Below are 12,165 nucleotides of genomic sequence, written 5' to 3'. Positions count from 1 at the left end.
GGTGTAGGATAAGCCCACTTCGAAGGCCGATGGGCGCGCGATACGCGATACCACGACGGGCAGGTGGGTCGGGCGGCCCGTGATGCGTTCGCCGGTGCCTCACGGTCCTCGTGGGGCGCCAAGGGGCGCGCCTCCGCCCCGTTAGGCGGCGTATCCGGCGTGGGCCAGCTTTCGATGTTGTGGACCAGGCAGAAGAGCTTCCATTGCCCATCCACCTTCTCGCGGCCGCGCAGCGTGAAGCGTGCGAGCCCCTTGTTGTGCCGGAGGTTTGCGAAGACCGGCTCCACCGTGGCGAAGCGCCGCCCGTACTGGGCGCGGCCCTCCGGGGTGTCCACGCGCCGTTGCATCTGCCGGGTGTAGCTCTCAGGCCGACCGGGTGCGGGCCCGTCGAAGAACATCACCTGCCGCGTCTCGGTCCGATCGGGCGTGCGCAGGCAGCGTGTGCGATGTGCACACGGCACGCAGTCCCGCTTCGCGCCGCGGAATTGCGCGCCGCGGTAGCCCTTGATCACGAGATCCTTCCCCTTCCGATAGAGCGACTTGCCCGCGGGGCAGACACAGGTGCGCGCGAGGGGAGCGAAGGTGAAGTCGCTGGGCAGATACCGCGGCAGGCTCGTCGGGACGCGCGACTTGTCGTGCAAGGGATCGGGGCCCTGTTGATGGCGTGCCTGCGTGGCGAAGCGTTCATCCCGCGCCCGCATGCCGTTGTCGGCGATCAGCGCGGGACGGTCCTGGATCGCCAGCGCGCAGGTTCGCTTCACTGTGGTAGCCGGCGTCCGCGGTGATCAGCGTCGTCGCCGTGCACTGCGGCACGAGGGCCGCGACGACCGGCAGCAGCAGCTCCTGCTCCGTCCCGGTGCCATGCGCCTGCGCGTCGACGATGATCTGGGCCTTCGCGTCGACCGCCGCGACGGCGGTGTAGCCCTGCACCACGCCCTTGCCCGTGGCCATCTTTGCGCTGTCGGGATCCGTGCGGTTGCTCAGGCGCACCGCGCCTTTGGCACTGCGCCGGTCGTCGGGGTGCGCCGCGAGCCACGCCCGCAGCTGCGCCGCGTCGCGCTCGAGGCGCGCGAGGCGCTCGGCGTCCCGCGTCCGCCGCGACGTCGGCGGCCCGTCGGGCGGAGTGGGCGGTCCGTCGTCGGTCGCGTCCGTCGCCTGGATGGCGCGCGAGCATGCGGCCGCCGCGGCCTCCAGCTTCTCCGCCTGCCGTTCGAAGTCGGCGCGCTTCCGCTGCGCCGCTTCGACGCATTGCTCGGCAGCTTCACGCCGTCGATCGCGAACATCTCGCGGCCGATCAGCCCCTGTTGGTCGCACACCGCGAGGACGGCCGCGAAGACGTGGGCGATGTCCGCCGAGGGCCGCTCACGAACGCGGCGATCGTGGTGAAGTGCGGGGTGCGCGTCCCGCAGAGTGCGATGAACGTCACGTGGTCCTCGCACAGTCGCGCGATCGCCCGGCTGCTGACGATGCCGCGCGCGTAGGCACACAGCACCACCTTGAGCAACACCGCTGGGGGGTAGGCCGGCGCACCGGTGACGTCGTTCCGAAACCGGACGTCGAAACGGGACAGGTCGATCGCGTGATCGAGCAAGGGATCGACCGCGTGCTCGAAGGTGCCGGGGAGGAGCTGCGCGGCCAGGTTCACCGGGAGCAGCCGGGGGTTGGTGTCGATCACCTTGTAGCGGGCCATGGGATCTCGACGCAGAGAAGGGCGACGCACAGATTCGCTATCAGCCCAAACCCGAGGCGCGACCCCAAGTTCCGTTTCCACATGGCGGGCGCTGCGGGACTTTTCCTACAGCTTCGTTAGGCGTACGTTCCGGCGGCGCTTGACGCCAACAGGGGCGCCCACCAGACTTACTGGTAAGACACCCGGACACCGCCGATGACTGAGACTGCCACGACCACGCTGTCCTCCAAGGGACAGGTGGTCATCCCCGAAGAGATTCGCCAGCGCCTCGGCCTTAAGGCCGGCGCGCAGTTCGTCGTCGTAGCCGACCGAGACGTCGTGATCTTCAAGGTGCTGGAGCCTCCAGCCCTTCACGAGTTCGCCGCCTTGTCGGCCCAGGCTCGCCGTGCCGCGCGGCAGGCCGGCGTCAAGCCGGGCGACGTGGCCGCCGCGGTCAAGCGAGTGCGACGGAAGAAGTGAAGGTCGTCATAGATACGAACGTGCTCGTCTCCGGTCTGATCTTCGGGGGCACGCCCGCTCGCATCCTCACGGCGTGGTCCGACGGCCAGTTTCGGCTCGTGGCCTCGCCGGAGATTCTGGACGAATATCGCCGAGTTGGCCAAGCACTGGCTGCTGGCCGGGAACCGCTCGTTCGCGCCTTGGACGCGCTGCTCGCCATGGTCGCGGTGCATGCCACCGTGGTGAACGCGCTCGCGCTCGCGTCTCGTGTGTGCGAAGACCCGGACGACGACAAGTTTCTGGCGGCCGCGCTCGCGGGCGGTGCCACGGTCGTCGTTTCGGGGGACAAGCACCTGTTGCGCGTCTCCGGATGGCAGTCGATCGACGTCCTGACGCCGCGGCAGTTCGTCGACCGGCAGCTGCACGCGTGACAGCTAACTCTAGTTGGAGCAGACGGCCGAGCGAGTGACTGCTCGCTGCGCTCGCTCTATTTGGATCGGCCGCAGCACAACTTGACGTTACACCGCCCGCCATCCTGTTGTGCTACGCGCCTGCGCATTTCTGACGTTCTATGGCTCCTCACCGTTGACCGACAGATGCGTCGAACGAGCGTGATCGTGACACGAAAGCGAATGATGGTCTTCGTCGACGGCGAGAATTTGGTGCGCGGCTACGAGAGAGTGCTTGCCGCCCGCAGCCACGTCGAGCATGGACACAAGGTACATAGCCCAAGAAACTACATCTGGGTTGCGAATCCGTTTCAGGAGTTCATCATCCCATTCGACGTCATCAGAGCTTCGTACTACTTCTCCCTCGTTGGGAACGACGATGTACAGCGACAGGCGTCATTGGAAGCACTTCGCGAATGCGACCTTGGAAGTCAGACAATCGGAAATCAGCGAATGAAGCTGACTCCTCGGATCTATCAGCGTCCAAGTGGCGGTGAGTCGTCCAAGCGCCTCGACATCGAGATCTGTACCGACGTGCTAAGCAACACGTATCAAGACAACTTCGATGTCTTACTTCTCGTTACCGGCGACGAGGATTTTGTACCCTTGGTAGCGGAGGTCCAACGAAGCGGCAAGCAGGTAGTGATTGCGTCGTTCCAACACGGGCTGAGCCCTCAACTCCGCCAAGTGGCCGATGTCTTCTTGCCCCTTGAGGCCACCATGTTTCTCCGGCCCGTCAACGGCGACGGCGATGCTGTGACGAGCTAGCGACTTTCGCGTGTCGCGAATAGCCACTCTAGCGGTCGACTTTTTCGCGCGGCGGTGTAACACTCGCTGCAACAGACAGCGGATCATTAGCGTATGCGCTGCGCGCATTTTATTGCCTTCCGCTGCAGTTGAGCTCGAACGTTAGGCCGCCGTAGGACACCGCTTCACCGGACTAGCAACTACTTGCCGATGCGCTTGGTCGAAGCCGCCATCAAGGATGGCAATACAGCGGAGCAGTTTCGCGCGAGCGCGCAAACGCATGCCAATGCTACGTGGCTCTGGTGCGCGATAGGCGCTGCTGTCTGGTACTTCACCGGCTGGAAATGGGCCCTTGTGCCATTTGCTGTGGCTGGCGTGAGGGTAGCGCAAAGCGTTAGCGCGACACGCGTCGCCATGGCGCTAGAGGCTCGGATGAACTTCGCGCCCAGTCCGCCGGTGAAAGAAGCGGACCTCCTCGGCGCTGTCGATCTCGACAACCCCGAGCACCTACAAGCGGTGGAGCGCATAAGAGAGGCGTACAGCAGCCTTTTGGCGGATGAGTCGAGACCTCACGCCCGGTGCATGTTTCGTTCAACTGATGAACTCCCCTATTCCAAGGAGACCATCAGGCGTGCCCTGACGGCACTCTTGGAGTACTGCCAAGGGGTGCGGGAGTCACGACTGCTAGATGCGCGGCTGAGGAATCCGGAGCTCGTCGCAGTTCTGCAGTCGACAATCGCGATCCTCGACAGCTTTCTCGATGTACCACTGACGGAACTTCCGACCGATCCCGCGGCCAATCTGCGGGTGGCGGCGCAGGTGTATTCGCCAGGAGTGGAAGCGCCCACGGATAGATCACCTGACGGTGCGGCCTAACATGAGGTTGGAGCTGACAATGGGCGGTGACCTGCGCCCCTTCACGGGACCACTACGAAGTGTAGGCCGGGGACTGGGGTGAATGGGTGAAGGTGCGCGCGTATTCGTGTGGGGTCAATTGCTGCAGGGAGCTATGCGGACGGACCGTGTTGTAGTCGTCCTGCCACGCGGAGATTATGCCTCGGGCATCATGCAGATCCGTGAACCAGTGCTGGTCCAGGCATTCGGCGCGGATCTTGTCGTGAAAGCTCGACGTACGCGTTCTCGACGGGCTTCCCGGGGCGGATGAAGGCGAGTTGCACCTGACGCGCATACGCCCACGCATCGAGCGCGCGGGCGACGAACTCGGGCCCGTTGTCCACCGTGATCGCGCGTGGCGTGCCGCGCAGGCTGGTGACGTCCTCGAGGACGCGCACCACGCGAGCGGCGGGCAGTGACGTGTCGACTTCCAATGCGAGGCACTCCCGCGTGCACGTGTCGATCAGGCTGAGCACGCGAAAGCGGCGACCGGTCGCGCACTGATCGCTGATGAAGTCCATCGCCCAGACCTGATTCGGCTGGATGGCGACGGGACGAGGCACCCGCGCGAGCGCGACCTGTTTCCGTTTCCGTCGTCTGACCTGCAACCCCGTACTGCGATAAACACGGCGCACGCGCTTGTGATTCACCTGCCAGCCGTCGCGGGCGAGGAGCACGTGCAGCCGGCGATAGCCCCAGCGGGGTCGCTCGGCGGCCTTCTCGCGCAACGCGTCCGCCAAGGCGTCATCACTGGGCCGGGTACTCTGGTGATACCAGCGCGAGCGCGCCAGGTGCACGAGCTCGCACGCGCGACGGGTGCTCACGGGATACGTGGCCTTGAGATAGGTGACGGCGGTCCGTCGCTGTGCCGGCGTCACCACTTTCGTCCCACCACGTCTTTGAGCATCGCGTTGTCGAGGGCTGAGCTCGGCCACGAGGCGCTTGAGGCGCGTTCTCGTCCTCGAGGGCCTTGAGCCGTTTCACCTCGGGCACGCCGATCCCGCTGTACTTCGCCTTCCAGCGGTAGAACGTGGTCTCGGTGATGCCGTGCTAGCACCACCAAGCGGGCGTTGTCACTGCCCGCCGCCTCCTTCAGGATCGCGACGATCTGCTCTTCGGTGAAGCGCTTCCGCTTCATGTGGGCCTCCTCCGGCGCCTCGCCGGGCTCGTGCCCCTAACCTATCATCTGGTCCCGTTTTCGGGGCGCAGGTCACTACTGACCTGACCCCCATTTCAGTACCGCGGGACGGGGAGTCAAGGCCGCATTTGGCGTCGTCCCCGAATTCCGGACAGTTTGGAGTTGGACCAAGCTGGCTCTGAGGTTTCCCACCAGAGGAGACGAGGAGCATGAAGGGCAGGCGGTTTACGGAAGAGCAGATCACCTACGCGCTGCGCCAGGCTGAGGGCGGGACGCCCGTGGTCGACGTGTGCCGGCAGCTGGGCGTGAGCGAGGCGAGCTTTTACCTGTGGAAGAGGAAGTACGGCAAGCTCGGCATGACGGAGATCCGCGAGATGCGTCAGCTGCGCGATGAGAACGCGAGGCTCAAGCGTCTGGTCGCCGAGCTCACGCTCGACAAGCATATCCTGGGAGAAGTCGTCCGAAAAAAGCTCTGAGGCCAGCGCGCAGACGCGCGCTGGCCGAGTGGATTCGGGAGCGCTACGCGGTGAGCGTACGCAAGGCGATCGAGCTGGGGCAGTTTTCCCATGGCGGGTGGTATGCCAAGAGCCAGGCGAGAGATCAGTCGGCACTGCGACTTCGCATCCGCGAGATCGCGCACGCCAGACCGCGCTTCGGCTATCAGCCCATCCACGTCATGCTGCGACGAGAGGGCTGGAACGTGAACCGGAAGCGCGTGTATCGCTGGTATCGCTTCGAAGGGCTGCAAATCCGCATGCGAGTGCGTCGTCGCAAACACATGAGCCTGCATCGCGGCCCCGTTCCTCAGGCGCGGCGTACGCACGAGCGTTGGAGCATGGATTTCGTCCATGACCAGTTGTTCGGCGGCAGGGCTTTTCGGGTGCTCACCATCGTCGATCAGTTCAGTCGTCAGACTCCGTTGCTTGAGCCGCGGTTTTCGTTCGGCGGCCGCGACGTTGTCGCGGCCTTGGACCGGGCGATCGAGCGCACTGGCACACCGGCGTCGATCACGATCGATCACGGCACGGAGTTCACGTCGAAAGTGCTCGAAGAATGGGCGTATCGGCGAGGCGTGAAGCTCGACTTCATCCATCCCGGAAAACCCACTGAAAACGGGCACATAGAGTCGTTCAATGGGCGGCTGCGCGATGAGTGCCTGAACGTGATGCAGTTCGAGTCGATCGAAGATGCGATCGAGAAGATCGAAGCGTGGCGGATCGGGATAGGAATTTCGATCGGCGCGAGTCGGCTATGCGTCGACCATAGCGCGCGATCGCCGACCTCGCCAGCGCCTCGTGGCGGGCGGCGGGGAGGCCATCGATCTCGTTCTGGTGCCGTGAGCGCCGGGGGAACGTCGGTCACGACCTTCGGCACCCTGGGTGGTCGAACCTGGGCGGCTCATCTGACGGACCGGTGGTACCACCGCGCACGCCAACCGCCCCCGCGTGGAGGCGGGAGGTGGGGAGGGCGTCCTCAGCCGGGCGACGGGGCGTCGGCGGCCAGGCGCGGGGCGCGCGCGGGGCTCCGGCTCGCAGGGGCCCGCGTCGATGGCGGGCTCCGGGCGCCGGGGTGGGGCGCGGGCACGGCGCGGGTGCGGAGGTGGGTGAGGATCTGGTCGATGACCGACGACTGCGTAATGAACGCCACGACGCGCATCGCGCCGCGGCAGGTGGGACACGCGAGTGGGTCGACCTCGAAGATCTGCTGCAGGAGCAACGCCCATCGGCGGGCCACCTCGGTCGGCGCGAGGCGAGGCGCGGGCGCGATCGCGGGCGGCCCGGCGGCGGCGGGCGTCGCCTTCAGCCGCATGCCGCGGGGGCGGTTCGCATACCAGCCATAGTACCGCGTCGTGACGTGCCCCTTGTCCGGAATGTGCACGAGCACTCGCGCGAGGAACTCCAGCGGGTCCACGGTCTCGGTGCCCGCCGTCGGGCCCTCGGACTTGTCGGAGCGATACGTCACCGCGTGGGCGGCGCGGTCGTAGGTGAGCCGCTCCACAGGACAGTCATCAGCTTCAAAGTCAGCATGAGCTTCATCGCGACGCGGATTCGGCGCCGGAGGTTCAGCCTGTTGTCCATAGGTTGCTTGGCAAGCAGACGCTTGAGTCTCGGTATGCTTCGCTGTTGTCTTCGCTGAGTGAGTTCGGTGTAAAGGTTATTCGGCCCGCAGGTGAGATTCCCTATCAGGAAGGTCCGGCGTTTGTCGAGTACGCAGTGTCGCCCGCATACGGTGTGTCGGTTAGTAGGGTTGAGGCACAGCTCGACAACCTCAAGCTTCGCCTCAAGCTTCCAGCGGACGCGTTTATCGGATGCTCGACGCACTTGGGAAAGATTCTCCTTACTGTCCCGAAGGCTGACGCGGAGCGCTACTTCGTCGATGCGGTGCACATGTGGTCAAGATGGCGGCGAGGCAGTGGAAAGTTTGCGATCCCGCTCGGCGAGGACGTAGCCGGTAACATCGTCCAGATCGATCTTGCGAGCTCCAATTCACCACACTTGCTAATCGCCGGCGTGACCGGGAGTGGGAAGTCTGAGGCTCTGCTGACGATTCTCCACGGCGCCGCTCGCTACTATGACTCGGATGAGCTGGAGCTTCATCTTGTCGATCCAAAACAAACAGAACTGACGAGTCTTGCAAAACTTCCGCATTCCGGTGGTCGGATAGGATGGACCAGCGAAGACGCGATTGAGCTACTCGAAGGGGCTGTCTCCGAAATGGATCGACGGTACGAGCAATTTCGGCGTGCCGGCCCATTGGTCCGGAGTGTCGAGGACTATCGAGCGACAGGCGAAACGATCGCACGATGGATTATCGTTCTTGATGAGTACGCGGATCTTGTCAGCGACGATGGTGATCGAAAGAAGATCGAGAAGTGCCTACAGCGTCTCTCGCAGAAGGCCCGTGCGGCCGGCATTCACGTCATTGTTTCGACACAGAAGCCAGTCGTTCAGGTTGTGAATACCGTGGTCAAGGGGAATCTGCCCGGTAGGATTGCGCTGCGCGTCAACACGGGCACAGAAAGTCGTGTTGTATTGGACGAGGGAGGTGCAGAGTTGCTTGTGGGAAAGGGTGATGCGATTGTCAAGGTGGGAAGCGCGAAACTCCGTGTCCAGTTTGCGCGGTACGAACTTTAGATCTATGTACTTTTTGCTTGACGCAGTTAGTGATGCGCTTGCTCGTTCGATTGTCCTGCTGCCCGCATGACTTGCGTTCTTGTGATTGGACGGGTTGCCCGAATAAGTCTTGCGGTGGGAGCTGCCGAATTGGTCAATAGGATCAGCCTGACGGGCAGCTCCCCCGAGGCCGCGTAGGCTTACCCGTCCTACACACACCTTTTCCGGGGGGACGTCAAACCGATCCGAAGTCTGACTGTTCGTGGCCCTGCCTCCGGGGAAGCTTGCGGCCACCCCGCCGGCCGTTCCCCGCCGGACGGTGCAGTGCCCCGACCAACACGTCGTTCACATCATCACCAGCATCCACGCTCCAAGCGCCAGCAACGCGGCGAGGAAGATCGCGCCGAACACCAGCCCAAGGCGCCAGAAGTCGCGACGATCGAGAAATCCGCAGGCGTAGTACACCGGCGCTGGTCCGGTGGCATATGGCGTCAGCACACCCATCAATCCGAGCGAGTAGCCAAGCAGCATCACGAACGGCTGCATCGGCAGATCCGGCACGGCTGCACCGGCGGCCAGGACGACGGGCAGCAGCGCGGTCGTGTGCGCGGTGAGACTGGCAAAGAGATAGTGGATCAGGAAGAACACCACGACGAGCATCAACATCACGAAGGTCGGCGGATACCCGGACAGCACCGTGGCCGCACGCTGCCCGAACCAGCTGATGAAACCCACCCGACTGAGGCCGTCCGCGAGCGCCACCAGCGTGGCGAACCAGGCGAGGATGTTCCACGCGGGCTTGTGCGCGACCAGATCATCCCACGTGATCGTGCGAGTGATCAGGAGCAGCGCGATCACTGCAAGCGCGGTCGTTGTGGGGTCGATCCAGCGACCGGCGAAGATCCACAACACGAGCGCCAGACCGACCAGGCCCGCCATGATTCGCTCAGCACGCGTCACGCGCCCCATCGCAACCAGTTCGCGGGCTGCCCACGCGGGGACCTCCTCGCTCGACGTGATCTCCGGTGGAAACAGCCGGAAGATGAGCCAGGGCAGTGCCGCCAGCAGCGGAACTCCAATCGGGAGAAATCCGAGGCACCATTGCGTCCACGTGATCCCGATCCCGACCCGATCCCGAACGATGTTGACGAGCAGCAGGTTCGGTGCGAGCGCGGTGACGAACATGGCACTCGTCACGCAGGTGCTGGCGAAGGCCACCCACATCAGGTATGCGCCGATCTTGCGCGGCGATTCGTCAGGGCCCGCACCGTAGAGCGCCGGAATGTTCCTGATGATCGGATAGACGGCACCCGCGCTGCGAGCCGTGTTGGACGGCGTGAACGGTGCGAGGACCAGATCCGCGAGTGTGATCGCGTACCCGAGGCCGAGCGTGCGCCCACCAAGCTTTCTGACGAGCAACAGCGCAATGCGGCGGCCGAGTCCCGTTTTCTCGTAGCCGAGTGAAAAGACGAACGCGCCGAAGATCAGCCAGACGGTGGCGTTGGAGAAACCGGCCAGCGCGCACTTGATGGCTTCTGCCGGTGCCTTGAACGCAGGATCCGCATGCTGCGCCGGCGAAAACAGGACGCCGGTGACGGCCACGAACGTCACGCCGATCCATCCGACTGCGGCGGCGGGCAATGGCTCGGTGATGAGCGCCAGGATCACCGTGACGAAGACCGCGAAGTAGCGCCATGCGTGCGGCGCGAGTCCGTCGGGTGGCGACAGAAGCGCCAGCCCGAGTCCGGCGAGCAGCGGAAGCGCGATCCGCAACCGGCTCACAGCATTGCCGCGATCGCCCGCCCGACGTCAGCCGTGCCGGCTGTGCCACCCATGTCCGGCGTGCGTGGCGAATGCGGGTCGGACAACACGCGCTCGATCGCCTGCAAAACCTCAGCCGCCGCCTCGGCGTGGCCAAGGTGTTCGAGCATCAGTGCGCCGGACCAGATCATACCGATCGGATTCGCAATACCACGACCGGCGATGTCGGGGCCGAGCCGTGCACGGGCTCGAACAGCGATGGAAGTGTCGCTCAGGATTGATGTTCGCACTCGGTGCGATGCCGATGGTGCCGGTACACGCCGGCCCCAGATCGGAGAATGTCTCCGAACAGGTTGCTGGCCACCACGACGTCGAACCAGTCGGGGTGCTGTACGAAGTGCGCGGTCAGAATGTCGATGTGGAACTTGTCCACCTTCACATCGGGAAAATGCGCCGACATCGCGACAACGCGTTCATCCCAATAGGGCATCGTGATCGAGATGCCGTTGCTCTTGGTGGCGGATGTCAGATGCCGCTTCGGGCGCCGCTGCGCCATCTCAAATGCGAACTTCAGGACACGATCCACGCCCGTCCGCGTCATCACGGTTTCCTGGATGACGGTCTCGCGCTCCGTCCTTCGAAGATCCGTCCGCCGATGCTGGAGTATTCGCCCTCCGTGTTCTCGCGGACGACATAGAAGTCGATGTCGCCCGGTGCCCGCCCAGCCAGCGGCGAAGGAATGCCGGGCATCAGTTTCACCGGACGCAGGTTCACGTACTGGTCGAACTCCCGCCGGAAACGCAGCAGGCTGCCCCAGAGCGAGATGTGGTCCGGAACCGTGGCAGGCCAGCCCACCGCTCCGAAGAAGATCGCGTCGGTGCCCAGGAGCTGCGCCCGCCAGTCCGGCGGCATCATCTCGCCGTGCGCGGCGTACCACGCACAACTGGCCCATGGCTTGTGCTCCCAGGTCACCGTGATGTCGTGCCGCCGGCAGACGGCATCAACGACTCGCATGCCTTCCGGCAGGACTTCAACGCCGATGCCGTCGCCGGGGATGCTGGCGATTCGATAGTGATGGCTCATGTCAGTGCGCGTAGGTCGTCAGGAATGGCAGGATGTCGGAGCAGAGCGCGTCGGGTGCTTCTTCCGCCAGATAGTGGCCGCAATCGAGTGCGCGTCCATCAACCGCTTCAGCCACGCGTCGCCACTCGTGCAGCACATCGAAGCACCGGGCCACGACGCCGTGCTGCCCCCAGAGGACCCTGAGAGGCACGCGCAGCCGACGACCAGCCGTGCGGTCATCACGGTCGTGCATGAGGTCGATGCTGGCGGACGCACGATAGTCTTCGCAGATCGCGTGGATCGTGGCCGGGTCGCTCGCGCACCGTTCGTATTCTGCGAGCACGTCGGCGGGAAATGGGCCGAGACCGGCGTGACGACCGCCCAGGATGCTGCGTACATAGAGCGCCCCGTTCGTACCGATCAGCGCTTCAGGCAACGGAGCCGGCTGAATGAGAAAAAACCAGTGCCAGTATGCGCGAGCGAAGGCGTCGCTCGCCTGTTCGTACATCGCCAGCGTCGGCGCGATGTCGAGCAGAACCATCGCACGCACGCGCGCCGGATCGTCCATCGCGAGGCGGTGCGCCACGCGCGCGCCTCGATCGTGCGCGACCACAAGAAACCGATGGTGGCCGAGCGATTCCATGAGTGCGACGAGGTCGGCGGCCATGACGCGCTTGCTGTAGGTCGCGTGATCGGCAGAGCCGGCGGGTTTGCCGGAGTCGCCGTACCCACGCAGATCAGGCGCAACCAGCGTGAAATGCGGCGCCAGCAACGGCCAGAGGCGATGCCACATCAGGTGCGTCTGCGGATGACCGTGCAACAGGAGCACGGGTGGCCCCGTGTTGGTGCCGACACGCACATTCAGCGTGATCG

9 protein-coding genes and 4 pseudogenes are annotated in these 12,165 nt (G+C 64.5%); 7 read left to right on the top strand and 6 right to left on the bottom strand.

The window, feature by feature from the left end:
* Positions 1-170: 170 nt before the first annotated feature.
* A pseudogene (locus IPN47_17260) lies at positions 171-1,690 on the bottom strand (transposase).
* A 195-nt stretch (positions 1,691-1,885) separates the two neighbouring features.
* On the opposite strand from IPN47_17260, the gene IPN47_17255 reads away from it, so the two are divergent.
* From IPN47_17255 to IPN47_17240, 4 genes are all read left to right on the top strand, one after another.
* On the top strand, positions 1,886-2,149 hold the full coding sequence (locus IPN47_17255; GenBank protein MBK9409754.1) for an AbrB/MazE/SpoVT family DNA-binding domain-containing protein: 264 nt from the start codon (positions 1,886-1,888) through the stop codon (positions 2,147-2,149).
* A complete protein-coding gene (locus tag IPN47_17250) occupies positions 2,146-2,559 on the top strand; it encodes a putative toxin-antitoxin system toxin component, PIN family (GenBank protein MBK9409753.1) in 414 nt (137 codons plus the stop codon). The genes IPN47_17255 and IPN47_17250 overlap by 4 nt, the downstream gene beginning before the upstream one ends.
* A gap of 201 nt (positions 2,560-2,760) precedes the next feature.
* Positions 2,761-3,345, top strand: a complete 585-nt coding sequence (locus IPN47_17245) for an NYN domain-containing protein (protein ID MBK9409752.1) — start codon at positions 2,761-2,763, stop codon at positions 3,343-3,345.
* A 189-nt stretch (positions 3,346-3,534) separates the two neighbouring features.
* The gene (locus IPN47_17240; GenBank protein ID MBK9409751.1) at positions 3,535-4,200 is read left to right on the top strand and encodes a hypothetical protein; all 666 of its coding nucleotides are present in this window, start codon (positions 3,535-3,537) and stop codon (positions 4,198-4,200) included.
* A 52-nt stretch (positions 4,201-4,252) separates the two neighbouring features.
* On the opposite strand, the pseudogene IPN47_17235 reads toward IPN47_17240, so the two are convergent.
* Positions 4,253-5,356, bottom strand: a pseudogene (locus tag IPN47_17235) (IS3 family transposase).
* 209 nt (positions 5,357-5,565) lie between these two features.
* Between IPN47_17235 and IPN47_17230 the strand changes: the two are divergent.
* Positions 5,566-5,832: a transposase gene (locus IPN47_17230; protein ID MBK9409750.1), complete on the top strand. Its 267-nt coding sequence runs from the start codon at positions 5,566-5,568 to the stop codon at positions 5,830-5,832.
* A pseudogene (locus tag IPN47_17225) lies at positions 5,829-6,572 on the top strand (IS3 family transposase). The gene IPN47_17230 and the pseudogene IPN47_17225 overlap by 4 nt, the downstream one beginning before the upstream one ends.
* Before the next feature lie 257 nt (positions 6,573-6,829).
* Here the strand turns inward: IPN47_17225 and IPN47_17220 are convergent.
* Positions 6,830-7,354: a transposase gene (locus IPN47_17220; GenBank protein MBK9409749.1), complete on the bottom strand. Its 525-nt coding sequence runs from the start codon at positions 7,352-7,354 to the stop codon at positions 6,830-6,832.
* A 125-nt stretch (positions 7,355-7,479) separates the two neighbouring features.
* On the opposite strand from IPN47_17220, the gene IPN47_17215 reads away from it, so the two are divergent.
* Entirely contained in the window at positions 7,480-8,490 is a 1,011-nt protein-coding gene (locus tag IPN47_17215; GenBank protein ID MBK9409748.1) for a DNA translocase FtsK, read from the top strand.
* A gap of 324 nt (positions 8,491-8,814) precedes the next feature.
* Here IPN47_17215 and IPN47_17210 read toward each other — a convergent pair whose 3' ends face one another.
* From IPN47_17210 to IPN47_17200, 3 genes and pseudogenes are all read right to left on the bottom strand, one after another.
* On the bottom strand, positions 8,815-10,251 hold the full coding sequence (locus IPN47_17210; GenBank protein ID MBK9409747.1) for an anion permease: 1,437 nt from the start codon (positions 10,249-10,251) through the stop codon (positions 8,815-8,817).
* Positions 10,248-11,313, bottom strand: a pseudogene (locus tag IPN47_17205) (tartrate dehydrogenase). The gene IPN47_17210 and the pseudogene IPN47_17205 overlap by 4 nt, the downstream one beginning before the upstream one ends.
* 1 nt (position 11,314) lies before the next feature.
* Positions 11,315-12,085 (bottom strand): alpha/beta fold hydrolase, encoded by a 771-nt coding sequence (locus IPN47_17200; protein MBK9409746.1) that lies wholly within the window; start codon positions 12,083-12,085, stop codon positions 11,315-11,317.
* Between the last annotated feature and the right edge of the window lie 80 nt (positions 12,086-12,165).

The organism is Gemmatimonadota bacterium, from assembly GCA_016719105.1.
Taxonomy (GTDB): domain Bacteria; phylum Gemmatimonadota; class Gemmatimonadetes; order Gemmatimonadales; family Gemmatimonadaceae; genus SCN-70-22.
Note: the sequence above shows the minus strand (reverse complement) of the source record. Positions and strands in the feature narration are given on the sequence as shown.

Coding starts and splice junctions, on each gene's coding strand:
- IPN47_17245 (MBK9409752.1), top strand. CDS start 2,761: ATGATGGTCTTCGTCGACGGCGAGAATTTGGTGCGCGGCTACGAGAGA.
- IPN47_17200 (MBK9409746.1), bottom strand. CDS start 12,085: ATGTGGCATCGCCTCTGGCCGTTGCTGGCGCCGCATTTCACGCTGGTT.
- IPN47_17255 (MBK9409754.1), top strand. CDS start 1,886: ATGACTGAGACTGCCACGACCACGCTGTCCTCCAAGGGACAGGTGGTC.
- IPN47_17230 (MBK9409750.1), top strand. CDS start 5,566: ATGAAGGGCAGGCGGTTTACGGAAGAGCAGATCACCTACGCGCTGCGC.
- IPN47_17240 (MBK9409751.1), top strand. CDS start 3,535: ATGCGCTTGGTCGAAGCCGCCATCAAGGATGGCAATACAGCGGAGCAG.